The organism is Microbacterium natoriense (assembly GCF_030816295.1).
Lineage (GTDB): Bacteria > Actinomycetota > Actinomycetes > Actinomycetales > Microbacteriaceae > Microbacterium > Microbacterium natoriense_A.
This window is the reverse complement of record NZ_JAUSXV010000001.1, coordinates 1-24489: the sequence shown is the minus strand read 5'-3', so window position 1 is coordinate 24489 and position 24489 is coordinate 1. Positions and strand designations below refer to the sequence as shown.

15 protein-coding genes, 1 tRNA gene, 3 rRNA genes, 1 pseudogene and 1 riboswitch are annotated in these 24489 nt (G+C 65.5%); of the genes and pseudogenes, 16 read left to right on the top strand and 4 right to left on the bottom strand.

Translation table 11 applies throughout. The features are described from left to right. Nucleotides 1-32: 32 nt before the first annotated feature. Nucleotides 33-1355, top strand: a complete 1323-nt coding sequence (hemL, locus tag QFZ53_RS00100) for a glutamate-1-semialdehyde 2,1-aminomutase (protein ID WP_307292243.1) — start codon at nucleotides 33-35, stop codon at nucleotides 1353-1355. 112 nt (nucleotides 1356-1467) lie between these two features. Next, nucleotides 1468-1917 (top strand): hypothetical protein, encoded by a 450-nt coding sequence (locus tag QFZ53_RS00095; RefSeq protein WP_307292242.1) that lies wholly within the window; start codon nucleotides 1468-1470, stop codon nucleotides 1915-1917. Between the two features lie 64 nt (nucleotides 1918-1981). On the opposite strand, the gene QFZ53_RS00090 is transcribed toward QFZ53_RS00095, so the two are convergent. Then, entirely contained in the window at nucleotides 1982-3949 is a 1968-nt protein-coding gene (locus QFZ53_RS00090; protein ID WP_307292238.1) for an ATP-binding cassette domain-containing protein, read from the bottom strand. A gap of 111 nt (nucleotides 3950-4060) precedes the next feature. Between QFZ53_RS00090 and QFZ53_RS00085 the strand changes: the two genes are divergently transcribed. From QFZ53_RS00085 to QFZ53_RS00075, 3 genes and pseudogenes are all read left to right on the top strand, one after another. After that, complete coding sequence (locus QFZ53_RS00085; RefSeq protein ID WP_307292234.1) at nucleotides 4061-5122, top strand: enoyl-CoA hydratase/isomerase family protein; 1062 nt, start codon at nucleotides 4061-4063, stop codon at nucleotides 5120-5122. 230 nt (nucleotides 5123-5352) lie between these two features. Beyond that, a pseudogene (locus QFZ53_RS00080) lies at nucleotides 5353-7081 on the top strand (ABC transporter ATP-binding protein). 71 nt (nucleotides 7082-7152) lie between these two features. Beyond that, a complete protein-coding gene (locus tag QFZ53_RS00075; RefSeq protein ID WP_373426308.1) occupies nucleotides 7153-9312 on the top strand; it encodes an ABC transporter ATP-binding protein in 2160 nt (719 codons plus the stop codon). A 116-nt stretch (nucleotides 9313-9428) separates the two neighbouring features. Here QFZ53_RS00075 and QFZ53_RS00070 read toward each other — a convergent pair whose 3' ends face one another. Continuing rightward, a complete protein-coding gene (locus tag QFZ53_RS00070) occupies nucleotides 9429-10895 on the bottom strand; it encodes a D-alanyl-D-alanine carboxypeptidase (protein WP_307292228.1) in 1467 nt (488 codons plus the stop codon). A 55-nt stretch (nucleotides 10896-10950) separates the two neighbouring features. Continuing rightward, a riboswitch (TPP riboswitch) is annotated at nucleotides 10951-11062 on the top strand. On the opposite strand from QFZ53_RS00070, the gene QFZ53_RS00065 reads away from it, so the two are divergent. The 3 genes from QFZ53_RS00065 (at nucleotide 11053) to QFZ53_RS00055 (ending at nucleotide 13942) form a co-directional block, all read left to right on the top strand. Further along, nucleotides 11053-11691: an ECF transporter S component gene (locus QFZ53_RS00065; protein ID WP_292905182.1), complete on the top strand. Its 639-nt coding sequence runs from the start codon at nucleotides 11053-11055 to the stop codon at nucleotides 11689-11691. It overlaps the preceding riboswitch by 10 nt. Beyond that, nucleotides 11688-13148, top strand: a complete 1461-nt coding sequence (locus QFZ53_RS00060; protein ID WP_373426214.1) for an ABC transporter ATP-binding protein — start codon at nucleotides 11688-11690, stop codon at nucleotides 13146-13148. The genes QFZ53_RS00065 and QFZ53_RS00060 overlap by 4 nt, the downstream gene beginning before the upstream one ends. Continuing rightward, nucleotides 13145-13942 (top strand): energy-coupling factor transporter transmembrane component T family protein, encoded by a 798-nt coding sequence (locus tag QFZ53_RS00055; RefSeq protein WP_307292224.1) that lies wholly within the window; start codon nucleotides 13145-13147, stop codon nucleotides 13940-13942. The genes QFZ53_RS00060 and QFZ53_RS00055 overlap by 4 nt, the downstream gene beginning before the upstream one ends. A gap of 1 nt (nucleotide 13943) precedes the next feature. Here the strand turns inward: QFZ53_RS00055 and QFZ53_RS00050 are convergent, their stop codons facing one another. Together QFZ53_RS00050 and QFZ53_RS00045 are read right to left on the bottom strand one after the other, a co-directional pair. Further along, the gene (locus tag QFZ53_RS00050) at nucleotides 13944-14669 is read right to left on the bottom strand and encodes an aminoglycoside 3'-phosphotransferase (RefSeq protein WP_307292222.1); all 726 of its coding nucleotides are present in this window, start codon (nucleotides 14667-14669) and stop codon (nucleotides 13944-13946) included. Then, the gene (locus QFZ53_RS00045) at nucleotides 14666-15031 is read right to left on the bottom strand and encodes a DUF488 domain-containing protein (RefSeq protein WP_307292220.1); all 366 of its coding nucleotides are present in this window, start codon (nucleotides 15029-15031) and stop codon (nucleotides 14666-14668) included. Before QFZ53_RS00045 ends, QFZ53_RS00050 begins: the two co-directional genes overlap by 4 nt. 158 nt (nucleotides 15032-15189) lie before the next feature. Here QFZ53_RS00045 and QFZ53_RS00040 point away from each other — a divergent pair, with 158 nt between their 5' ends. The 8 genes from QFZ53_RS00040 (at nucleotide 15190) to rrf (ending at nucleotide 24479) form a co-directional block, all read left to right on the top strand. Further along, nucleotides 15190-15417 (top strand): hypothetical protein, encoded by a 228-nt coding sequence (locus tag QFZ53_RS00040; RefSeq protein ID WP_307292218.1) that lies wholly within the window; start codon nucleotides 15190-15192, stop codon nucleotides 15415-15417. A 173-nt stretch (nucleotides 15418-15590) separates the two neighbouring features. After that, nucleotides 15591-16352, top strand: coding sequence for an SDR family NAD(P)-dependent oxidoreductase (locus QFZ53_RS00035; protein WP_307292217.1), 762 nt, complete (start codon nucleotides 15591-15593; stop codon nucleotides 16350-16352). Between the two features lie 89 nt (nucleotides 16353-16441). Beyond that, nucleotides 16442-17275, top strand: a complete 834-nt coding sequence (locus QFZ53_RS00030) for an SDR family oxidoreductase (RefSeq protein ID WP_307292215.1) — start codon at nucleotides 16442-16444, stop codon at nucleotides 17273-17275. A gap of 164 nt (nucleotides 17276-17439) precedes the next feature. Beyond that, nucleotides 17440-18297, top strand: coding sequence for a hypothetical protein (locus QFZ53_RS00025; RefSeq protein ID WP_307292213.1), 858 nt, complete (start codon nucleotides 17440-17442; stop codon nucleotides 18295-18297). Nucleotides 18298-18338: 41 nt separating this feature from the next. After that, a tRNA-Ala gene (locus QFZ53_RS00020) sits at nucleotides 18339-18411 on the top strand. 801 nt (nucleotides 18412-19212) lie between these two features. Next, nucleotides 19213-20735, top strand: a 16S ribosomal RNA gene (locus tag QFZ53_RS00015). 414 nt (nucleotides 20736-21149) lie between these two features. Beyond that, a 23S ribosomal RNA gene (locus tag QFZ53_RS00010) occupies nucleotides 21150-24253 on the top strand. Between the two features lie 109 nt (nucleotides 24254-24362). Continuing rightward, nucleotides 24363-24479, top strand: a 5S ribosomal RNA gene (gene rrf, locus QFZ53_RS00005). Together the 16S, 23S and 5S rRNA genes form the textbook arrangement of a ribosomal RNA operon. The last annotated feature ends 10 nt before the right edge of the window (nucleotides 24480-24489 follow it).

Below are 24489 nucleotides of genomic sequence, written 5' to 3'. Positions count from 1 at the left end.
CACCCCTCCCGGGTCGTTGAGAGAATGGATCCATGACCGATCGCAATGACGACCTGTTCGCCCGCGCCCGTGTGGTGACGCCCGGCGGCGTGAACTCGCCCGTGCGAGCCTATGGCTCCGTCGGCGGTACCCCCCGCTTCCTGGCGTCGGCGTCGGGAGCACGCGTGACGGATGCCGCGGGCAACGAGTACGTCGACCTGGTCGCGTCATGGGGCCCTGCACTGCTCGGGCATGCGCACCCCGAGGTGGTGGCTGCCGTGCAGGAGGCGGCGACGCGCGGACTCTCCTTCGGCGCGCCGACCGAGGGCGAGGTGGAGCTCGCGGCTCTGATCGCCGATCGGGTCCGGTTCGGCGACGCACGTCCGATCGAGCGGGTTCGACTGGTCTCGACCGGCACCGAGGCGACGATGACGGCGATCCGACTCGCGCGCGGTGCCACCGGGCGCGATCTGCTCGTGAAGTTCGCCGGTCACTATCACGGGCACTCCGACGGTCTGCTCGCGGAGGCGGGGTCGGGCGTCGCGACTCTCGCACTGCCCGGTTCAGCCGGCGTGCCCGCCCCGATCGCCGCACAGACCCTGGTGATCGGATACAACGATCCCGCCGCTCTCGACGCGGTGTTCGCAGAGCACGGCGATCGGATCGCGGCGGTGATCGTCGAGGCGTCGGCCGCCAACATGGGCGTAGTCGCTCCGGTGCCCGGGTTCAACCGGCTGATCGCCGACACGGCGCACGAGCACGGCGCCCTGATGATCCTCGACGAGGTGCTCACCGGGTTCCGCGTGCATCCCGCCGGTTTCTGGGGACTGCAGGCGGCGGCGGGCGAGGACTACCTCCCCGACATCTTCACGTTCGGCAAGGTCGTCGGCGGAGGGATGCCGTTGGCTGCTCTCGGTGGCCGCGCCGAGATCATGGATCTGCTCGCGCCGCTCGGGCCCGTCTATCAGGCCGGCACGCTGTCGGGGAACCCGTTGTCCGTCGCGGCAGGACTGGCGACGTTGCGCCTGGCGACGGCGGATGTGTACGACACGATCGACGCAGCATCCGCTCGTCTGGTGGCAGCCCTCGAAGGCGCACTGACCGACGCCGGGGTCGTTCATTCCGTGGCGAAGGCCGGCAACCTCTTCAACGCCTCGTTCCGGGCGTCGGCTCCGCGAGACTACGCAGAGGCGCAGGCCCAGGATTCCTTCCGGTACGCGCCTTTCTTCCACTCGATGCGCGAGCAGGGCGTTGCCCTGCCGCCGAGCGTGTTCGAGGCCTGGTTCCTCACCGCGGCTCACGGCGAAGAGGAGCTGCGGCTCATCGAGGCGGCGCTCCCCGCTGCCGCGCGTGCGGCCGCCGACGCGCCGGCCTGACTCGGTTTTGCGCCCGTTCTGTCAGAGCGGTGCAGGCGGTTCGGCCGGGATCGTTGCGTTCCTGTGAGCATGTTCCAGACATCCGTCAGCAATGCGCTGGCAGACTAGGGTCATGGTGACGTTGCTCCTGGACCAGACGCAACTCGAGATCGTGCTCTCGCCGATCGAGCGTGCGGCGAGCTTCCACCGCGACAACGTGCGGATCGCCCGCGACACCATCACCAAAGTGCAGCTGACGGATGACGCGTGGACCTGGCTCCGCGGAGTCCCGGGTCCCGGCACGCACATCCCCGGTGTGTTCGCGGCGGGATCGTGGAAAGCCGCGGGAACCGTCGACTTCGTGCTGATCCGGCGTCGGCGGCCGAGCGTCGTCATCGACCTCGACGGCGACGACGACTACCGCCGGCTGATCCTCACCACACGCCACGGGCTCGCTCTGACCCAGGCGCTTCGGCTCGACGTGTCGACCGAGCCGGCCGACGTCGAGGAGATCGTGGCGACCGCGCCGACTCCGGTGTCGAAGGGCAGCAAGCGACCCGTGATCCGGCCGCGACCCGCCTGAGACCCGGACAGGAGAGAACCCCTCCGTGCCTGAGCACGAAGGGGTTCGGTCAGCCGGGGCGCGATCAGTAGTGGTGGCGCTCGCCCTCGTGGTGGTCGTGCTCGCCCTGGTTGTGCTCGCCGTGTTCGTGGTGCTCGCCGTGTTCCTGGTGCTCGCCGTGTCCATGGTCTTCGCTGTGCGGGGACTCGTCCTCGGCGTCGACGTGCTCCTCACCGCCTGCAGCGGTGTCGGTGTCGACGTGTGCGGCGTCTACGTGTGCGGTCTCGACGTGCTCCGAACCGTCGTGCTCTGCCTGCTCTGAGTGGCCGTTGCTGTCGGGTGCGCTGTCCCCGTGCTCGTCTGAAGCAGAGGCCTCGTCGGAGCCCTCGCCGAACGGGTAGGGCTGAGGCTCATCGTCGTAGTAGGCGCGCGCTGCGGCGGCGAGCATCGAGCTCACCGCAGCGGAACGCGGGTCGGCCTCCTCGGCCTCGCCCGCCTCCTCGGAGGCGTCGTCGCCGTGCGCTTCGGCGGAGTCTGCTCGATCGGCCGCGCTGTCGTGGGTCGGGACCTCCTCGGAAGACTCCTCGCCGAGGCCCGCGAAGATCTCCGTGCCGACATGATCGTCTCCCGGCTCGCCGGAAGCGTCGACGGCGGAGGATTCAGCGGAAGCCGCGGGGCCGGACCCGAAGAGGATCTCGTCGAACGACGGGCCCGATTCGGGCGACGCGCTCTCCTCGGCCGTCGCAGCGTCGGCATCGACCGGCACGTCCGCGGACTCGGTCTGCGCAGCGCTGCCGTCGGCGCGGTCTTCGCCGCTCTCGGCGTTCGTCTCCTCGGAGTCGCCAGGAGCGTCGGCGTCGGCGTCGGCCTCTGCGCGCGGCTCCGTCTCGTCCCAGCCGGCGTCGGCATCCGTTACGGTCGCGACCGCTGCGGCATCCGCCTCCGCATCGGTCACAGTGACCTCGGCGTCGGCATCCGCGGTGCCGTCGACTGCGATGACATCCGCCTCCGCGCCTGCGGCGTCGGCAGCAGCAACGGCTCCGGCATCGACAGCATCCGCACTCGTACCTGCGGCGTCGATGTCCGACTCCTCGGCATCCGTCGTGTCGTCGACGACCACGTCGTCGGCTGCCGCCGCTATCGCGGGGCGCGGCTCGAACTTGCCGCCGCGGACGAGGTCGATGAACACGTCTTCGAGCGTCGGGCCGCGCTGCACGAGCGTGCTCAATGCGATGCCGGCGGTCGCGGCCAGCGCACCGACCGTCTTGGCGTCTCCGCCGCGCACAGTGAGACCCGAGCGCAGCACCTCGACCTCGAAGCCGGCCTCGGCCAGAGCCGCGGTGAGCGCGGCCCGGTCGGCGGCGTCCACGACAACCGATCCGGATGCCGGGTCGGCGAGGCTCTCGATGCCGCTGGAGAGCACGAGTCGGCCCTTCGAGAGCACGAGCACATGATCGGCGACCTGTTCGACTTCGCTGAGCACGTGCGACGACACGAGGACCGTGCGTCCTTCGTCGGCCAGGCGGCGCATGAGCAGGCGCATCCAGCGGATGCCCTCAGGGTCGAGTCCGTTCGCGGGCTCGTCGAACACGAGCGTGCCGGCGTCGCCGAGCAGGGCGTGCGCGACGCTGAGCCGCTGGCGCATGCCGAGCGAGAAGCTTCCGATGCGACCCTCGCGCTCGCCGTCGAGACCCACCAGCGCGAGCACCTCGTCGACGCGCGCCAGCGGGATGCCGTTGGCCTTCGCGGCGATCGTGAGCTGTCGCGCAGCGCTGCGCCGAGGGCGGTACACGGTCTCCTCGAGCACAGATCCGATGGTCTTGAGGGGCGTGCGGAGGTCGGCGAAGGCCACCCCGCCGATCGTGGCCGTGCCGCTGCTCGGCCGCACCTGGCCGAGCAGGATGCGCAGCGTCGTGGTCTTTCCTGCTCCGTTCGGGCCGAGGAAGGCCGTGACGACGCCTGGCTCGACGCGCGCCGAGAAATCGGACACCGCCGTCACGTCGTTGAATCGCTTCGTGACGCGCGTGAACTCGAGCACGTGTCCTTCGGGCATGCGCGGCCCCTTTCTTGCTTGGGCAGTTCCATCTATCCTGCCGGAAAAGCTGCACGATCGTGCATTTCCGCTGTGGAATGCCGACAGATCAGACGGAGTAGCCTGGCTCTCGTGACCGAACCCACCGCTGCCCCGCGCGTCATCGTCCGCACCGAAGGAGCCCTGGGGAGACTCACGCTGAACCGCCCGGAGGCCATCAACGCCCTCGACCATGGCATGATCGTGCAGATCACCGCAGCGCTCGAGGCCTGGCTCGACGACACCGACGTGCAGATCGTGATGATCGACGGAGCAGGCGAGCGCGGCATGTGCGCGGGCGGCGACGTGCGCGAGCTGCACGCGCAGATCGTGTCAGGGCGCTCGGCGGAGACCATCGAGTTCTTCCGGGCCGAGTACGCGATGAACGCGATGATCGCCGAGTATCCGAAGCCGATCGTGGCGATCGCCGACGGCATCACGATGGGAGGCGGCATCGGCCTCGCCGGCCACGCCGCCATCCGCATCGTCACGGAGCGCTCGAAGCTGGCGATGCCGGAGACCCGCATCGGCTTCACCCCCGACGTCGGCGGAACCTGGCTGCTCGGCCGCGCGCCCGGCCGCTTCGGCGAGTACTTCGGTCTCACCGGCGGCACCATGAACGGTGCGGATGCCGTCTACCTCGGGTTCGCGGACCATTTCGTCCCGTCCGACCGGCTCGAGGCGCTGCGTGAGGCGCTGGCCTACCGTGCCGACCCGACCGGCCCCGCCGAGATCGTGCTGCTGTTCGACGAGACCCCCGAGCCCACCGAGCTGCCCGACGCGAGGGAGTGGATCGACGAGGCGTTCTCCGAGAACACGGTCGCCGAGATCGTCGCCCGGTTGCAGGCGCAGGGGACGACGGATGCCGCGGCCATCGCCGATCTGCTCGAAGGCCTCGCGCCCACCGGACTCGCCGTGACGCTCGACGCGGTGCGCGAGGCGCGCGTACTGCCGGACCTGCGCTCAGCCCTGGAGGGCGAATACCGCCGTGTCATGTGGTTCGTGACCCAGCATCCGGATCTCGTCGAGGGGATTCGCGCACAACTGGTCGACAAGGACCGCAACCCGAAGTGGGAGCCGGCGACCATCGCCGAGGCTGGGCCCGATGCGGGTGCCGACGCCAGGGCGTACGTGCCGCAGAGACCGCTCTTCTGACGTCAGGGACGCTGCGGGGTCCGCTTTCGAGAGCGGATGCCGCGGCCCTCCGCTGTTGACCTCAGTGCAGAAACCGCTGGCCAGGACGAAAAGGTTCGCTGTCAGCGAAGGTCATCCCTGTGGGGGATGCGAATGTCCGCGGCTCGTGGCACTCTATGTTGCGGCCGATTGTCGACCGGCATCCGCCTGCCGAGAAATCCGCCCCTCTGATCCCACAAGGAAGTCCGCCTGTGCTCGGGAAAATCCTCGTCCGCTATCTCTCCAAGTACCGATGGCTGCTCATCGGCGTCCTGGTGTTCCAGTTCGCAAGCGCCCTCGCCTCGCTCTACCTGCCGACCCTGAACAAGGATCTCATCGACAAGGGCGTCGCCCAGGGCGACACCGACTACATCTGGCGAACCGGGCTGTTCATGCTGTTCGTCTCGCTCGGCCAGATCGTCGCATCGATCATCGCGACCTACTTCGCCGCTCGTGCCGCGATGGGCGCCGGTCGCGACATCCGCGCCGACGTCTTCGCCAAGGTGAGCGGATTCTCCGAGCGCGAGGTCTCGCAGTTCGGCGCCGGCTCGCTGATCACCCGCAACACCAACGACGTGCAGCAGGTGCAGATGCTCGCGATGATGGGCGCGACGATGTTCGTCACCGCACCGCTGCTCGCGATCGGCGGCATCATCATGGCCGTCATCACCAACGCGAGTCTGAGCTGGCTCATCGCCGTCTCGGTGCCGGTCATGCTCATCGTGGCGCTGCTCATCATCAGCCGCATGGTGCCGCTGTTCCGGAGCATGCAGAAGAAGATCGACAACGTCAACCGCATCATGCGCGAGCAGCTGACGGGCGTCCGCGTCGTCCGCGCGTTCGTGCGCCGAGGACATCGAGGAGGAGCGCTTCCGCGGCGCGAACACCGACATCATGGTGGTCGGCCGCAAGATCGGCTCGCTCTTCGTGCTGCTCTTCCCGATGTTCATGCTGATCCTCAACGTCACGGTCGTCGCCGTGATCTGGTTCGGAGGCATCGAGGTCAACGCCGGCACGGTCGAGGTCGGCACGCTGTTCGCCTTCATGCAGTACATCGGCCAGATCATGATGGGCGTCATCATGTCCAGCTTCATGGCCATGATGATTCCGCGCGCCGCCGTATCCGCCGAGCGCGTGGGCGAGGTGCTCGACGCGCAGTCCACGATGACCCGCCCCGACAACGGCGTCACGGCATTCCCGACTCCGGGTGCTGTCGCCTTCGACGGTGTCGAGTTCACCTACCCGGGCGCGGAGTCGCCCGTGCTGTCGGGCATCAGCTTCGCAGCGCAGCCGGGAGAGACCGTCGCGATCGTCGGCTCCACCGGTGCGGGCAAGACCACGCTCGTCTCACTGATCCCTCGGCTGTTCGACGTGACCGGCGGCGGCGTGTTCGTCGGGGGCACCGATGTGCGCGAGGCCGACGTCGAGTCGCTCTGGGACAGCATCGGCCTGGTGCCGCAGCGCCCGTTCCTGTTCACGGGGACCGTGGCCTCGAACCTCCGTTACGGCCGCGAGGACGCAACCGACGAGGAGCTCTGGCACGCGCTCGAGATCGCACAGGGACGCGACTTCGTCGAAGAGATGCCCGACGGGCTCGACTCGCGCATCGCTCAGGGCGGCACGAACGTCTCGGGCGGACAGCGTCAGCGGCTCGCGATCGCCCGTGCGATCGTGCACCAGCCGCAGATCCTCGTCTTCGACGACTCGTTCTCGGCGCTCGATCTGACGACCGATGCCCGCCTGAGGCAGGCTCTGTGGCGCGAGCTTCCGCACGTCACGAAGATCGTCGTCGCGCAGCGCGTGTCGACGGTCACGGATGCCGATCGCATCGTCGTCCTTGAAGGAGGAACCATGGTCGGCGTGGGCACCCACGAGGAACTGCTCGAGACCAGCGAGACCTACCGTGAGATCGTCGAGTCGCAGCTGGGGGTGGACGCATGAGCGACAACACCGCATCGAAGCGCCCGCAGCGCGGTCGCGGCAAGACGGCAGCACCCGTCGCCGAGCCCGAGATGACCGCCGAAGAGAAGTACGAGGCCGAGCTCGCCGAGCAGGCCCGCCAGAACTCCGGTGACTGGGACAGCGTCGCACCGGGCAAGGCCGACAACTTCGGCAAGAGCTTCGGACGCATGATCGGACTCCTCAAGCCCTCCGCCGTCTGGTTCGTGTTCGTCTCGTTCCTCGGCGCCGTCGGCGTCGTGCTGTCGGTGGCGGCTCCCAAGGTGCTCAGCGAGGCGACCAACCTCGTGTACGCCGGCTTCATCTCGAACGAGCTCGCCAAGCCCAACGGCGACTTCCCCGGGTTCCCCGAAGGAACCACGAAGAGCGAGGTCATCGAGCAGCTGCGGCAGTTCGGCCAGACCGACTTCGCCAACCAGATCGCGGCCATGAACGACTTCACGGTCGGTGCGGGCATCGATTTCGACGCGATGCGCTGGATCATCGCCGCCGTGCTCGCGATCTACGTGGTCTCGGCGCTGCTCAGCTGGATCCAGGGCTACGTCATCAACGTGATCATGGTGCGCACCATGTGGCGCCTGCGCGAAGACGTCGAGGCGAAGATCAACCGTCTGCCGCTGTCGTACTTCGACAAGGTGCAGCGCGGTGAGCTGATCTCCCGCGTCACGAACGACATCGACAACATCACGCAGACGATGCAGCAGTCCCTCTCAGGGGCGCTCACGTCGGTGCTCACCGTCGTCGGCGTGCTGGTCATGATGTTCTCGATCTCGTGGCAGCTCGCGCTGGTCGCCCTGATCGCCCTCCCTCTCATGGGAGTGATCTTCGGGATCATCGGTCCGCGCTCGCAGAAGGCCTTCGGCGCCCAGTGGCGCAAGGTCGGTCGTCTCAACGCGCGCGTCGAAGAGGCGTTCTCCGGCCACGCGCTGGTCAAGGTCTTCGGCCGCGAGCAGGACGCACTCGACAAGTTCCAGGTCGAGAACGAGGAGCTGTTCCAGTCGGCGTTCAAGGCGCAGTTCCTCTCGGGCATCATCATGCCCGCGATGACCTTCGTCGGAAGTCTCAGCTACGCCGCTCTGGCAGTGCTGGGCGGTCTCATGGTCGCCAGCGGTCAGCTGCGACTCGGCGACGTGCAGGCGTTCATCCAGTACTCGCAGCAGTTCTCGCAGCCGCTGGCCGAACTCGGCGGCATGGCTGCGGTCGTGCAGTCGGGCACCGCATCGGCCGAGCGCGTCTTCCAGCTGCTCGACGAGGACGAGCAGGACCCGGATGCCGAAGACGCCCCCACGGTCGTCGACGGCAAGGGAGTCATCGAGTTCGAGCACGTCGCGTTCTCCTATTCGGAGGACCGCCCGCTCATCACCGATCTCTCCTTCCAGGTCGAGCCTGGTCAGACTGTGGCGATCGTCGGCCCGACCGGCGCTGGCAAGACCACGCTGGTCAACTTGATCATGCGGTTCTACGAGCTCAGCGGCGGACGCATCCTGCTCGACGGGCAGGACATCTCCGAGATGACGCGCGACGACCTGCGTTCGCGCACCGGCATGGTGCTGCAGGACCCGTGGCTGTTCGCCGGGAGCATCCGCGAGAACATCCGCTACGGACGCTCGACCGCGACCGACGACGAGGTGCTCGCCGCCGCCAAGGCGACGTACGTCGACCGCTTCGTTCACGCCCTCCCCGAGGGCTACGACACCGTGCTCGACGAGGACGCCTCGAACGTCTCGGCCGGTGAGCGGCAGCTGATCACGATCGCCCGTGCGTTCGTCGCCAAGCCGTCGATCCTCATCCTCGATGAGGCCACGTCGGCCGTCGACACCCGCACCGAGCTGCTGCTGCAGCACGCCATGGCGGCGCTGCGCGAAGGACGCACCTCGTTCGTGATCGCTCACCGCCTGTCGACGATCCGCGATGCCGACCTCATCCTCGTGATGGAGCACGGCGACATCGTCGAGAAGGGCACGCACGACGAGCTCATCACGGCGCAGGGCGCGTACTGGCGCCTGTACCAGTCGCAGTTCGAGCAGGCGGCCGCCGACATCGACGCCGAAGAGGCTCTCACGGGCACGACCCCGGTCGTCGTCACGGGAGACGCCGAGGCTGAAGCGGATGCCGCGCGCGTCGGCGCTGTGGTCGGAGCTGAGAGCCCGGCCGCCGAGATCGCCGCGGCGGAAGCCGTGGTCGAGAACCGGGGTGAGGCTCCCAAGGCCTGACTCGTGCACGCAGATGCCCCGCCCCGGAATCCGGGACGGGGCATCTGCGTACGGCGGGGACCGCAGGCGGGTGGCTCTGCGCGGGTGGCTCTGCGCGGGTGGCTCTGCGCGGGCGGCTATTTGTCGGTCAGCCCGAACAGTTCCAGCGGATGCGTGAGCCGCCACCACGGGCTCGGATCCTGCACGGTTCCCGCGAGCTCCAGTTCGGTCGTCGCCGTGTTCACCGGGCCGGTCGTCGTGAGCGTGCCGACCTCTGCGCCGGCCTTGCGCTTCTCGTCGAGGTCGAACTCCACGGTCGTCGTCGCGATTCCGCCGTTCCACAGCACCACGTCGGCATCCGCGTCCGTCACGATGTCGACCTCGGCACCCCAGAGGGTCTCCACGGAGCCGACGACAGTGCCCTCGGGTACCGTCGGCGCCTGAGTCTGCAGCTCGTTCTCGACCTGCGAGAACAGCGAGCGCGTCGACGCGAGGCGCATGTCGTCGTCCTCCTGCGTGAGCACCGACGCATACAGTCGCAGGGTCGTATCGCCCACTGTGACATCCTTCGCCGTGAGCAGATTCCAGCTCTCATGGAGGGTGCCGGTCTTGACCCCGACGACCCCGGAATCGGCCATCATCCCGTTCGTGTTGCGCACGGTTCCGGCTCCGGGCAGGTCGACCGACGTCGTGCCGACGATCTCGGCGAACACCGGATTCTGCATGGCCTTCTGCGCCACCGCGATCAGGGCTTCGGGCGTCGCCACGTTGCGCTCGTCGAACCCCGACGGAGATTTGATCGTGATGCCGCTGATTCCGCGCTCGCTCAGCCAGGTGGCCGCCGCGTCGGCGAACGCGGCATCCGATCCCCAGATCTCCTTCGCGAGCCGGTCGATGTAGTTGTTGGCCGAGCCGAGCAGTACGCCCTGCAGCATCTGGTACTCGGTGAGCGAGCCGCCGACGGGCACGTCGAGAGCCGACTGGTCGCTGCGCTTGTATGCGAGGTACGACTGGCTGTCGGCCCTGGTGAACGAGAACGAGGGACCCTGCTCTCCGGGAGCCAACGGCATCCGATCGAGCACCATCATGGCCGAGACCACTTTGGAGATGCTCGCGATCGCCGCAGGATCGGTCGAAGACGCCAGTGTGCCGACACCTGCGATCCCGACGGCGGCGCTTCCCTGCGCGGGCCACGTGATCGCGGCGGCCTGAGCCGGTGTCGTCGAGAATTCCACGGCCTGCACCGTGGGGGCGATCTCGTGCAGGGGCCACAGCAGCGTCGTGCCCGTGTAGGCGCCGACGAGCGCGAGCAGAACGCCGACGGGCACGAGCACCCCTGGCCGGACGACGGCCGACCGGAGATGTGCGCCGGTGAAGAGCGAGGCCGCATCGTCACCGTCGGCAGCGGGTGAGGCGTCGGCCACCTGGGCAGGATCGATCCAGGTCAGGGCGGTGGCGTGGTCGTCGCCCTCGGCCCAGCGAGCGTCGGGAGCGACGGAAGCCGAGACCAGTGCATCGAGGTCGTCGAAGGCTTCTGCCGCAGCATCCGTCGTCACGTCATCGCCCACAGGTGCAGTGGCCTCGGCGGAGTCAGGAGCGGTCACCTGCCTACGGTACCGAACTCCGCTCACAGAACACCGGTACGACGGGTAATATCGACAGAACAACCACGGGAGTCCGGCGAGCCGGGCTGAGAGGGAGCGAATCGCGCTTCGACCGTCGAACCTGATCCGGATAATGCCGGCGCAGGGAGGAGTTCAGATGAGTACTTCCACGTCCGCTTCCACGACCGGCACGGCGTCCGGTCTTCGCAACGCCCAGCTGTGGCGCTGGCGCGTCGTCGATATCGTCGTGGCCAGCGTCATCGCCGTCGCCTGCGCCCTGATCTTCGTGCTGTGGAACGTCGGCTACCAGGGCCCCAGTACGCTGCTCGAACCGCTGCTCCCCGGTGTCCAGGCGCTCGTCAACGGGCCCTGGCTGATCGCCGGAGTGCTCGGCGGGCTGATCATCCGCAAGCCGGGGGCTGCGCTGTACACCGAACTGGTCGCCGCGGTCATCTCCGCGCTCGTCGGCAACGTGTGGGGTCCGCTCACGATCGTCTCGGGCCTCGTGCAGGGTCTGGGCGCCGAACTCATCTTCCTGCTGTTCCTCTACGGGGTGTGGAAGCTGCCCGTCGCGATCCTCGCCGGCGCCGCCGCCGGCGTCGCCTGCGGTATCAACGACGTGATCCTCTGGTACGCCGGAGCCGACACCGCGTTCACCGTCATCTACATCGCCTCGAGCACCGTCTCGGGTGCCGTCATCGCCGGCATCGGCGCGTGGCTGATCGCCCGCGGCCTCGCCGCGACCGGTGCGCTGAGCCGTTTCGCCGCCGGTCGCGAGGTCGCCGCACGGGTGTGACCGGCGCGGCGACCCCCGCCGCTCTCGAGGCGCGCGGTTGGGGCTGGCGGTACGCCACGCGGCTGCGCTGGGCGGTGCGAGAGATCGACCTCGCCATATCGCCGGGGGAGCGCGTGCTGCTGCTCGGCGCGTCCGGTTCGGGCAAGTCGACCCTGCTGCAGGGATTCGGCGGCGTGCTGGGCGGAGCCGACGAGGGGGAGACGCACGGCTCGCTTCTCGTCGACGGCCTGCCTGCCGCGCAGGCTCGCGGCAGAGTCGGGATGGTCCTGCAGGACCCCGACACGCAGACCATGCTCGCCCGTGTCGGGGATGACGTGGCCTTCGGCTGCGAGAACCTGGGCGTGCCCCGCCCCGAGATCTGGCATCGGGTGCGGTCGGCGCTGGATGCCGTTCGGCTCGCCGTTCCCCTCGACAGATCCACGGCCGCGCTGTCGGGAGGACAGAAGCAGCGCCTCGCGCTCGCCGGTGTGCTGGCGATGAGGCCGGGCGCGATCCTGCTCGACGAGCCGACCGCCAACCTCGACCCCGTAGGTGTTCAGGACGTGCGGGACGCCGTCGCGGCCGCGCTCGATGTCACCGGCGCCACGCTCGTGGTGATCGAGCACCGCATCGACGTCTGGCTGCCGCTCGTCGACCGGGTGATCGTGCTGGGGGCCGAGCCGGAAGGCACGGTCGTGCTCGCGGACGGTCCGCCCGACGAGGTGCTGGGCGCGCGCGGAGCGGAACTGGCGGCGTCCGGCGTCTGGGTTCCCGAGCATCCGCCCGCCGTGCCGCCGCCGCCCGTCCTCGCCCCCGGTGAACGGCTGATCGAAGCCCGTGGCCTCACCGTGGCGCGCAGCCGAGGAGTGGCCGTGGCGGGACCCCTTGACCTCGACGTGCATGCGGGCGAGGTCATCGGGATCACCGGTCCGAACGGCGCGGGAAAATCGACGCTCGGCCTGACGGTCGCGGGGCTCATCCCCGCCGAGAGCGGTCGGGTCACGGCCACAGCGGCGCTGTCTTCGGGTGAAGGAGCTGACCCGTTCCGGTGGTCGTCGACGTCGCTGCTCACCCGCATCGCGACGGTGCTGCAGACGCCGGAGCACCAGCTACTCGCGAAGACGGTGCGTGAGGAGCTCGCCGTCGGTCCTCGAGCGCTGCGCCTCGACGAGGCCGAGATCGCGCGTCGCACCGACGAACTCCTCGACAGGCTGCGGCTCTCGGCGCTCGCCGAGGCCAACCCGTACACGCTCTCAGGAGGCGAGAAGCGTCGGCTCACGGTCGCTGCGGCCCTGGCGACGCGGCCGCAGATGATCGTGCTCGACGAGCCGACGTTCGGGCAGGATGCGACGACCTGGGCCGAACTCGTCGCGATCATCGCGGCGCTCCGCGACGACGGAGCCGCGATCGTCGCGATCAGTCACGACGAAGCAGTGCTGCAGGCCCTGCACGCCCGTCGGTTCGAGGTGAGCCCGTGATCGATCCCCTCACTGCGCGCATCGAGCGCCGCGGCCCGATCGCGCCGCGATCGGCGCTCGCCAAGCTCGCCGCCGCTCTGCTGATCGCCGTGCCGCTGATCGTGTCGATCGACGTGGTGTCGGCATCCGTCGCGCTCGTCCTCGAGATCCCGCTGCTGCTGCTCGCGGGTCTCGGCGCCCGTGAGTTCTGGACCCGCACCGCGGTGCTGTGGATCGCGGCTCCGCTGAGCGCCGTCACGATCGCTCTGTACGGCTCGACGAGCGGCGCCGTGCACTTCGAATGGCTGCTGATCAGGGTCAGCGACGGGTCGCTCTCGCTTGCGGCGGCGACCGCCGTGCGCGTCCTCGCGATCGGGCTGCCGTCGGTCGTGCTCTTCGTCACAGTCGACCCCACCGATCTGGCCGACGATCTGGCGCAGCGACTGCGGCTGCCGGCTCGCTTCGTGATCGGCGCGCTCGCCGGAATGCGGATGCTGGGCCTGCTCGCCGAGGACTGGAGGGCTCTCGCGCTCGCCCGTCGGGCCCGCGGGGTCGCGGATCAGGGTCGGATCCGCCGCACCCTCGGCATGGCGTTCGCGCTGTTCGTGCTGGCGATCCGACGCGGATCGTCGCTCGCCACGGCCATGGAGGCACGTGGCTTCGGCGGCTCGGGCGCGCGCTCGTGGGCGCGCGAATCGGTGTGGACCTGGCGCGACACCGTGCTTGTCCTCATCGCAGGCGTGATTCCTGCGATCGCGATCTGGGCGGCCGTCGCGACCGGCGCGTGGAACTTCGTGCTCGGAGGGAGCGCCTGAGTCAGGTCTCGTTCCAGAGCCGCCGGTAGTAGTCGAGGCGCTCGCGATCGGGGGCGATGCCGTAGGCGTCGATCAGCGTGTCCTGCCATCCGTCGCCCAGATTCCATTCCGTGCTCATCGAGGCGACGGCGATGTCGGCCCAGCGGTCGGCGACGCCGAGGGCGGCCAGATCGACATGGCCTGCGACGACGCCGTCGTCGGTGAGCAGCGTGTTCGGCAGGCACGCGTCGCCGTGGCACACCACGAGGCGGTCGACCGGGGGCGCATCCCGCAGATCGACGGGCACGATCGTGCCGCGTTCGGCAGCTCCCGCGGTGCGCGAACCGACGCTCCACTCCCACGGGCACTCGTCGACGGGCAGGGCATCATGCAGCATCCGCAATCCCTCGCCCACCGCGCGGACCGCGCGCTCGGGGTCGTCGTGCCAGCGCGGATCCGCGGCGCTGCGTCCCCGGAGCGCGATCGTGACCAGCCACTCCTGGTGGGCATCCTGGCCCTGGTCGAGCACCTCGGGAACCGCGATCCATCGCGACGCCCAGCGCATGCGCTCGGCCTCGTCGCGCATGTTCGCCTCGAGATCGTGCGGACCCCACTTGATGTAGCGGCCGTCGTCGGTGCGGAACGTCAGCCCGCCGATGTTGTTGAGCCAGACCGGCGTCAGCGCGGCGCCTCGGGCGAGCTCGCGGACGCGTTCGGGCACGGCGATGTCCGGAGCGGGGAAGCTCACGCGTCCTGCAGCTTCCGCAGGGCCTCTTCCAGCACGACGGCGTGGTTGTGCACAGGATCGTGCGCCGCATAGACCAAGGTGACGACCGGATGCTGTCGCAGCAGGCCGGCCAGCTCCTGAAGCGCGTCGGCCGACTCTCCAGCGAGCTGCGCGCGGTAGCGCTCGGCGAAGACGCCCCACTCGCTGGCGGGAGCCGCGTGCCACTCGTGTCGCAGTTCCGCGGACGGGGCGGTCTCCTTCGCCCATAGGTCGATCGCGGCGCGCTCCTTGGAGACGCCGCGAGGCCAGAGCCGGTCGACGAGAACACGGAACCCGTCGTCGATCGAGGCGGGATCGTACGCTCTTCTGCGCCGCAGCTCCATGAGATCAGCAAACTACGGGAGCGAGGGCAAAGGGGCGAGGCGAGGCGGGGAACAGGTATTTTCACGGATGCTGAGCCGCCTGGCAGTCGGCATCATGAGAAGCGCCGAGCGGCGCTTCGCCGCATCCGGCGTTCCACGTTCGAAAGGCGACGAAGAAGATGAGGACGATCACACGCAAGGCCGCCAGCTCCGCTGCGGTCATCGGGGTCGCTGCGGCGATCCTCCTGGGCTCGGCTGGATCTGCGAGCGCCGCGGGCAACAGCTACGTATATCAGGGGTCGTGCGGCACCGGCTGCTTCAAGTACAGCAACGGCTCGCAGAACTACTACTCGGGGTCGTGGATGGGCATCACCTTCAACCTCCACGTCAGTCAGGTCCCGTACTGAGCGCTCTGGCTTCGCGGGTACGCGGGCGCGGCGGATTCCATAGAGCATCCGCGGCGCCCGCACTGTCGTCTCCGGCGGGTCCCCACTGAGATTCTCGTGGACCCAAGAACCACGTAAGCTGAGACTGCGTCTCACGCGGTCGATCACACGACGAGGTTCGAAGGAGAACGAGAATGCAGATCACAGGTCTCGGCGCGCTCATCACAGGCGGCGCCTCCGGGCTCGGATTGGCCACAGCCCGGTGCATCTCGGCGGCCGGCGGCCACGTCACGATCATCGACCTGCCCTCGTCGAAGGGCGCCGAGCTCGCCGAGGAGCTCGGCGGGCAGTTCGTCGCCGCAGACGTGACCAGCGTCGACGAAGTGCATGCTGCGGTCGCCGCTGCACAGGCCGCGGCCCCGCTGCGTGTGGTCGTCAACTGCGCGGGCATCGCCCCGCCGGCCAAGGTGCTCGATCGCGAGGGCAACCCCGCCGTGCTCGCCGACTTCGAGCGGATCGTCCGCATCAACCTCGTCGGCACGTTCAACGTGCTGTCGCAGGCCTCCGCCGTGATCGCGAAGAACGACCCCACCGAATCCGGCGAACGGGGGGTGATCATCAACACCGCCAGCGTGGCGGCGTTCGACGGACAGATCGGGCAGCCCGCCTACTCTGCGTCGAAGGGCGGCGTGCACGCCATGACTCTTCCCGTGGCACGTGAACTCGCGCGCCACGGCATCCGGGTCTGCACGATCGCGCCCGGAATCATGGAGACGCCGATGCTGATGGGCCTGCCGCAGGCCGCTCAGGACTCGCTCGGCCAGCAGGTGCCTTTCCCCTCCCGCCTCGGTCGCCCCGACGAATACGCCGCACTCGCGCAGCAGATCATCGAGAACTCGTACTTGAACGGCGAGACCATCCGCCTCGACGGTGCGATCCGCATGGCACCGAAGTAAGACGACCCCTCCCGTCGCGAGAACGCCCGCTTTCCAGCCGGCTTTCCGGGATCTTCTGCGACGGGAACGAGCACAGACCAGGAGAAACCATGAGCACACTGGCAGGCAAGACCATCCTGATGTCCGGCGGCAGCCGCGGCATCGGCCTCGCGATCGCCCTTCGGGCCGCGCGCGACGGCGCGAACATCGCGATGCTCGCGAAGACCGACACTCCGCATCCGAAGCTCGAGGGCACGATCCACACCGCGGCCGAGCAGATCCGCGCGGCCGGCGGTCAGGCGCTGCCGATCGTGGGTGACGTGCGTGACGACGACGACATCACCGAAGCGGTGCTGAAGGCGCACGGCGAGTTCGGCGGCATCGACATCGTCATCAACAACGCCAGTGTGATCGACCTGTCGCGCTCGCTCGATCTGAACCCGAAGAAGTACGACCTGATGCAGGACGTCAACGTCCGCGGCACGTTCATGCTGTCGCGCGCGGCGGTGCCGATCCTAAAGGACGCGGCGAACCCGCACATCCTGTCGCTCTCCCCGCCCCTGAACCCGACTCCGAAGTGGCTCGGCGCACACACCGGGTACACGCTCGCCAAGTTCGGGATGACGATGGTCACGCTCGGCCTCGCCGCGGAGTTCGCCCGCGACGGGATCGCCGCGAACACCCTGTGGCCCCGCACGACGATCGCGACGGCCGCCGTGCAGAATCTGCTCGGCGGAGACAAGGTGATGGCTGCGAGCCGCATACCGGAGATCTATGCGGATGCCGCGTACGCCGTGCTCACCAAGCCCGCCGCCGAGTACACCGGCCAGACGCTCATCGTCGAAGACGTCCTCGAGGCCGACGGCGTGACCGACTTCTCGAGGTACGCCGCGATCCCCGGCACCCCGGACGACCGGCTCTTCCCGGACATCTTCCTGGACTGACGTCCCGCACGACGCCGCATCGGGGCCGACACGCCTCAGGAGCGATCGGATGCCGTCATCCGATCGGGTCCCGGGGGATGTCGGCCCCGAACTGTCTGCGATCCGATCGCGACACGCGTCGACACCGTCCGCCGTGGGCGCGCTGTTCCCTTACCGTTGTCGATATGGATGGGCCGGTGCTGAGCGGGGGCGTGATCGTCCTCGTCGCTGTGCTCCTGTGGATGCTGTACCTGCTGCCGTCGTGGCGCGGGCGCTTCCAGTACGACGCCGCCGAACGCAACGCCGTCCGTCTGAATCAGGCTCTGCGCGTGCTCGCCGAAACGAGTGAGACGCCAGGGGAGGTCCGCCTCGAGCTGACCGCACGGACAGCGCTCGCGCAGCAGAAGCTCGCCAAGCGGCTGCAGTCGGAGAAGGAGGCCGCCGAGCTCGTGCTTCTGCGCGAACAACTGGCAGCCACGAAGGCTGATCCTGTCGTGCGTCAGGCGCGTGCCCGTCGCCGGGTTCGCCTCACCGCCACGATCGCCCTGTTCCTCGGTCTCGTCGTCGCCGGTCTCGGCGCCTGGCAGCTCATCGCCACGCAGGCCTCGCTGCTGCTGTGGCTCGGGGGCGCGACCGTCGTAGTCGCATCCTTCCTTCTGCAGCGGATGTCTTCGGTCGCTGCGAGGGCGGCGCGCGCCGCTCGTCGGAATGCCCGGAAGGCCGAGCCCGCCGTGCACCGGGAAGCTCCGCCGCTCCACGACCAGGGGGCGGCGACCTGGACGCCTCGTGCCCTTCCCGAACCCCTCGTGTCGATGAGCGGGTCGCGCGCGCAGGCGGCGATGGCGCAGCACGATGCTCAGGCCGAACGTCGCAAGGCTGCTCGACTGGCCGAACTGCGAGAGCGCGCCGAGCAGATGGCGCCGCCCGCTCCGGTACAGCTGCCGCCCGCCGCCTCGTCGCCGTACGCGAAGATGGGCTTCGTCGATGACGCCGAGATCGAGGCGCACGTCCGCGAGCTGCTCGCCCGTCGCTCAGCCGGATGACACGAGCGCCGAGATCTGCGTGATAACGTAGACGAGTTCAAGGGCCTATGGCGCAGTTGGTAGCGCGCCTCGTTCGCATCGAGGAGGTCAGGGGTTCGAATCCCCTTAGGTCCACAGATACGAGAAAACCCCCCGCGCGAAGCCCGGGGGGTTTTCTCGTATCTGTCAGGCTGAGTGATTCGGGGAGCCCGCCGCAGCGGAGCGAGGACGGCGGAGTCCCCTTAGGTCCACAGAACGAAGAAGCCCCGTCCGAGCTCAGCTAGGACGGGGCTTCTTCTGTCCCTGCGGGCACCGTTCGTTCTGATCCGGCGGTGCCGCCAGTTCGGCACCCCGATTGCGACACGCCCGGCAGACCGGCCTGATTTGCCCGATCCCCGGAATCCACGTAACTTATTACTTGTTCGCCCCACAGGGAAGCGGAGAGGCCGAGAGCCTTACCCCCCTCAAGCGGAGAACCACCTCCACCAGATCAGCTCCTCGGAGCGGATCGCAGACATACTTCTGTCTGACGTGGAGCTTCCGGATCCGGTTCGAGTCGATTTGACTTCGATCGCGAAACGGATAAGCTAGTCAAGTTGCCTCGGCGCAGTAAGCGCCTGGTTACATGATCAGCTTCGAAGCCTACGGCGTGTCGATTTGACAGGCCGGATCGCTTCGGTAAGATTGAGAAGTTGCCCTTCGGGCCTGACTGTGATGGTTGGGTCGGGGGAGCGTCCGATCCTTGAGAACTCAACAGCGTGCACTTGTCAAATGCCAAATAACCTCGACTCCACTTCGGTGGGGTGAGATTCCTTTGGATCAAAGACCAGCCTCTTTTCTGGGGTTGGCAATGGATAAAGTCAGCAATGATTTGTCTCTTTGGTCAGTTTCAAACTCGCTGCGTCACCGTTTTCCCGGTGGGGTATGCATTTCTTTTTTACGGAGAGTTTGATCCTGGCTCAGGATGAACGCTGGCGGCGTGCTTAACACATGCAAGTCGAACGGTGAAGCCCAGCTTGCTGGGTGGATCAGTGGCGAACGGGTGAGTAACACGTGAGCAACCTGCCCCTGACTCTGGGATAAGCGCTGGAAACGGCGTCTAATACTGGATACGAACAACGGCCGCATGGCCAGTTGTTGGAAAGATTTTTTGGTTGGGGATGGGCTCGCGGCCTATCAGCTTGTTGGTGAGGTAATGGCTCACCAAGGCGTCGACGGGTAGCCGGCCTGAGAGGGTGACCGGCCACACTGGGACTGAGACACGGCCCAGACTCCTACGGGAGGCAGCAGTGGGGAATATTGCACAATGGGCGGAAGCCTGATGCAGCAACGCCGCGTGAGGGATGACGGCCTTCGGGTTGTAAACCTCTTTTAGCAGGGAAGAAGCGAAAGTGACGGTACCTGCAGAAAAAGCGCCGGCTAACTACGTGCCAGCAGCCGCGGTAATACGTAGGGCGCAAGCGTTATCCGGAATTATTGGGCGTAAAGAGCTCGTAGGCGGTTTGTCGCGTCTGCTGTGAAATCCCGAGGCTCAACCTCGGGCCTGCAGTGGGTACGGGCAGACTAGAGTGCGGTAGGGGAGATTGGAATTCCTGGTGTAGCGGTGGAATGCGCAGATATCAGGAGGAACACCGATGGCGAAGGCAGATCTCTGGGCCGTAACTGACGCTGAGGAGCGAAAGGGTGGGGAGCAAACAGGCTTAGATACCCTGGTAGTCCACCCCGTAAACGTTGGGAACTAGTTGTGGGGTCCATTCCACGGATTCCGTGACGCAGCTAACGCATTAAGTTCCCCGCCTGGGGAGTACGGCCGCAAGGCTAAAACTCAAAGGAATTGACGGGGACCCGCACAAGCGGCGGAGCATGCGGATTAATTCGATGCAACGCGAAGAACCTTACCAAGGCTTGACATATACGAGAACGGGCCAGAAATGGTCAACTCTTTGGACACTCGTAAACAGGTGGTGCATGGTTGTCGTCAGCTCGTGTCGTGAGATGTTGGGTTAAGTCCCGCAACGAGCGCAACCCTCGTTCTATGTTGCCAGCACGTAATGGTGGGAACTCATGGGATACTGCCGGGGTCAACTCGGAGGAAGGTGGGGATGACGTCAAATCATCATGCCCCTTATGTCTTGGGCTTCACGCATGCTACAATGGCCGGTACAAAGGGCTGCAATACCGTGAGGTGGAGCGAATCCCAAAAAGCCGGTCCCAGTTCGGATTGAGGTCTGCAACTCGACCTCATGAAGTCGGAGTCGCTAGTAATCGCAGATCAGCAACGCTGCGGTGAATACGTTCCCGGGTCTTGTACACACCGCCCGTCAAGTCATGAAAGTCGGTAACACCTGAAGCCGGTGGCCTAACCCTTGTGGAGGGAGCCGTCGAAGGTGGGATCGGTAATTAGGACTAAGTCGTAACAAGGTAGCCGTACCGGAAGGTGCGGCTGGATCACCTCCTTTCTAAGGAGCATCTGACACCTCTTGTAGGTGTCCAGAACCCAGATCGAAGGCATACGTTCTTCGCTGGGAGCTCATGGGTGGAACATTTGACATGACATCGAGATCTGATCTCGGAGCTAGTACGCCGCTTGCGGTTGGAAGGTTCTGGGTGAGGGGGCCGGTGTCTGCACGCTGTTGGGTCCTGAGGGACCGGGCCGGCCTTTGGGTCGTTCTGTCTCCTCTGGGCCTCTTGTTGTTTCCCCCGTGTGGGGTTGCGAGAAGGGGTACCGCCCGTACTTTGAGAACTACACAGTGGACGCGAGCATCTTGCAGCCGATCTTTGATCGGTTGCACAAGATGATCTTAAAGATCATTAGTCAATTTCATGCCGGACCTTTCGGGGTCTGGTGTCGATTCTGATTCAAACTCATGTGATTTCAAGTCTTTAAGAGCAAACGGTGGATGCCTTGGCATCTGGAGCCGAAGAAGGACGTAGCAATCTGCGATAAGCCTCGGGGAACTGATAAGCAAGTTTTGATCCGAGGGTGTCCGAATGGGGAAACCCCGCTGGGCGGCGTGCCGACCTAGTGACTCCCGCCTGAATATATAGGGCGGGTAGAGGGAACGTGGGGAAGTGAAACATCTCAGTACCCACAGGAAGAGAAAGCAACCGCGATTCCGTTAGTAGTGGCGAGCGAAACCGGAACAGGCTAAACCTAGCGTGTGTGATAGCCGGCAGGCGTTGCACGTTGGGGGTTGTGGGACTTTTCAGTCATCTCTGCCGAGGTGGCGGCGTTACACGATGGTATAGACGAACGGTCTTGAAAGGCCGGTCATAGAGGGTGCCAACCCCGTAGTCGAAATGCCAACCGTGGCGCGAAGAGTATCCCAAGTAGCACGGGGCCCGTGAAATCCCGTGTGAATCTGTCAGGACCACCTGATAAGCCTAAATACTCCCAGATGACCGATAGCGGACAAGTACCGTGAGGGAAAGGTGAAAAGTACCCCGGGAGGGGAGTGAAATAGTACCTGAAACCGTTTGCTTACAAACCGTTGGAGCACCCCTAGCAGGTGTGACAGCGTGCCTTTTGAAGAATGAGCCTGCGAGTTAGCGATATGTGGCGAGGTTAACCCGTGTGGGGTAGCCGTAGCGAAAGCGAGTCTGAATAGGGCGATTCAGTCGCATGTCCTAGACCCGAAGCGAAGTGATCTATCCATGGCCAGGTTGAAGCGACGGTAAGACGTCGTGGAGGACCGAACCCACTTAGGTTGAAAACTGAGGGGATGAGCTGTGGATAGGGGTGAAAGGCCAATCAAACTTCGTGATAGCTGGTTCTCTCCGAAATGCATTTAGGTGCAGCGTTGCGTGTTTCTTGCCGGAGGTAGAGCTACTGGATGGCCGATGGGCCCTACAAGGTTACTGACGTCAGCCAAACTCCGAATGCCGGTAAGTGAGAGCGCAGCAGTGAGACTGTGGGGGATAAGCTTCATAGTCGAGAGGGAAACAACCCAGACCACCAACTAAGGTCCCAAAGCGCGTGCTAAGTGGGAAAGGATGTGGAGTTGCTGTGACAACCAGGAGGTTGGCTTAGAAGCAGCCACCCTTGAAAGAGTGCGTAATAGCTCACTGGTCAAGTGATTCCGCGCCGACAATGTAACGGGGCTCAAGCACGCCACCGAAGTTGTGGCATTGACATTATTGGTAGGCCTTCGTGGTCCAGCCGTGTTGATGGGTAGGAGAGCGTCGTGTGGCCAGCGAAGCGGCGGTGTAAACCAGCCGTGGAGGCTACACGAGTGAGAATGCAGGCATGAGTAGCGAAAGACGTGTGAGAAACACGTCCTCCGAAAGACCAAGGGTTCCAGGGTCAAGCTAATCTTCCCTGGGTAAGTCGGGACCTAAGGCGAGGCCGACAGGCGTAGTCGATGGACAACGGGTTGATATTCCCGTACCGGCGAAGAACCGCCCAAACTAATCCCGTAGTGCTAAGTATCTGAATCCTCACATTCGACCCTTCGGGGTTCGCCGTGGGGCCTAGCGTACGACCCCATGCTGGTGCGGTTAGCGTATTAACAGGTGTGACGCAGGAAGGTAGTCCATGCCAGGCGATGGTTGTCCTGGTGCAAGTGCGTAGGCCGAACGGTAGGCAAATCCGCCGTTCACATAGGCTGAGACACGATGCGGATAAAAAGTGGATGATCCTATGCTGCCAAGAAAAGCATCGACGCGAGGTTCTAGCCGCCCGTACCCCAAACCGACTCAGGTGGTCAGGTAGAGAATACCAAGGAGATCGAGAGAATCGTGGTTAAGGAACTCGGCAAAATGCCCCCGTAACTTCGGGAGAAGGGGGGCCATCCACTTATACGGACTTGCTCCGAAAAGGGTGTGGTGGCCGCAGAGACTAGTGGGTAGCGACTGTTTACTAAAAACACAGGTCCGTGCCAAGTCGCAAGACGATGTATACGGACTGACGCCTGCCCGGTGCTGGAAGGTTAAGAGGACCGGTTAGCCGCAAGGCGAAGCTGAGAATTTAAGCCCCAGTAAACGGCGGTGGTAACTATAACCATCCTAAGGTAGCGAAATTCCTTGTCGGGTAAGTTCCGACCTGCACGAATGGCGTAACGACTTCCCAACTGTCTCAACCGCGAACTCGGCGAAATTGCATTACGAGTAAAGATGCTCGTTACGCGCAGCAGGACGGAAAGACCCCGTGACCTTTACTACAGCTTGGTATTGGTGTTCGGTGTGGCTTGTGTAGGATAGGTGGGAGACTGTGAAGCAGGGACGCTAGTTCTTGTGGAGTCATTGTTGAAATACCACTCTGGTCACTCTGGATATCTAACTTCGAACCGTAATCCGGTTCAGGGACAGTGCCTGGTGGGTAGTTTAACTGGGGCGGTTGCCTCCCAAAATGTAACGGAGGCGCCCAAAGGTTCCCTCAACCTGGTTGGCAATCAGGTGTCGAGTGTAAGTGCACAAGGGAGCTTGACTGTGAGACTGACAGGTCGAGCAGGGACGAAAGTCGGGACTAGTGATCCGGCAGTGGCTTGTGGAAGCGCTGTCGCTCAACGGATAAAAGGTACCTCGGGGATAACAGGCTGATCTTGCCCAAGAGTCCATATCGACGGCATGGTTTGGCACCTCGATGTCGGCTCGTCGCATCCTGGGGCTGGAGTAGGTCCCAAGGGTTGGGCTGTTCGCCCATTAAAGCGGTACGCGAGCTGGGTTTAGAACGTCGTGAGACAGTTCGGTCCCTATCCGCTGCGCGCGTAGGAAATTTGAGAGGATCTGACCCTAGTACGAGAGGACCGGGTTGGACGAACCTCTGGTGTGTCAGTTGTTCCGCCAGGAGCACCGCTGATTAGCTACGTTCGGGATGGATAACCGCTGAAAGCATCTAAGCGGGAAGCCGGCCTCAAGATGAGATTTCCATACCTTCGGGTGAGAGGCTCCCAGCCAGACTACTGGGTTGATAGGCCAGATGTGTAAGTGCAGCAATGCATGCAGCTGACTGGTACTAATAAGCCGATGACTTGATAACACACCGTTTGTTGGTGCTACGCGTCCACTGAGTGGTTCTCGATGTACGGTCGAGAACCCTACAGATAACAATGATTTGTCTATAGGTTTGATTGAAACATCAATAGTGTTTCGGCGGCCATAGCGTGAGGGAAACGCCCGGTTACATTCCGAACCCGGAAGCTAAGCCTCACAGCGCCGATGGTACTGCAGGGGGGACCCTGTGGGAGAGTAGGACACCGCCGGACTTCTTTTAAA

What these genes read in the sequence shown, in the direction of transcription:
- hemL (WP_307292243.1), top strand. Translation starts at nt 33, where the DNA reads ATGACCGATCGCAATGACGACCTGTTCGCCCGCGCCCGTGTGGTGACG.
- QFZ53_RS00095 (WP_307292242.1), top strand. Translation starts at nt 1,468, where the DNA reads ATGGTGACGTTGCTCCTGGACCAGACGCAACTCGAGATCGTGCTCTCG.
- QFZ53_RS00090 (WP_307292238.1), bottom strand. Translation starts at nt 3,949, where the DNA reads ATGCCCGAAGGACACGTGCTCGAGTTCACGCGCGTCACGAAGCGATTC.
- QFZ53_RS00075 (WP_373426308.1), top strand. Translation starts at nt 7,153, where the DNA reads ATGACCGCCGAAGAGAAGTACGAGGCCGAGCTCGCCGAGCAGGCCCGC.
- QFZ53_RS00065 (WP_292905182.1), top strand. Translation starts at nt 11,053, where the DNA reads ATGAGTACTTCCACGTCCGCTTCCACGACCGGCACGGCGTCCGGTCTT.
- QFZ53_RS00045 (WP_307292220.1), bottom strand. Translation starts at nt 15,031, where the DNA reads ATGGAGCTGCGGCGCAGAAGAGCGTACGATCCCGCCTCGATCGACGAC.
- QFZ53_RS00040 (WP_307292218.1), top strand. Translation starts at nt 15,190, where the DNA reads ATGAGGACGATCACACGCAAGGCCGCCAGCTCCGCTGCGGTCATCGGG.
- QFZ53_RS00035 (WP_307292217.1), top strand. Translation starts at nt 15,591, where the DNA reads ATGCAGATCACAGGTCTCGGCGCGCTCATCACAGGCGGCGCCTCCGGG.
- QFZ53_RS00030 (WP_307292215.1), top strand. Translation starts at nt 16,442, where the DNA reads ATGAGCACACTGGCAGGCAAGACCATCCTGATGTCCGGCGGCAGCCGC.
- QFZ53_RS00025 (WP_307292213.1), top strand. Translation starts at nt 17,440, where the DNA reads ATGGATGGGCCGGTGCTGAGCGGGGGCGTGATCGTCCTCGTCGCTGTG.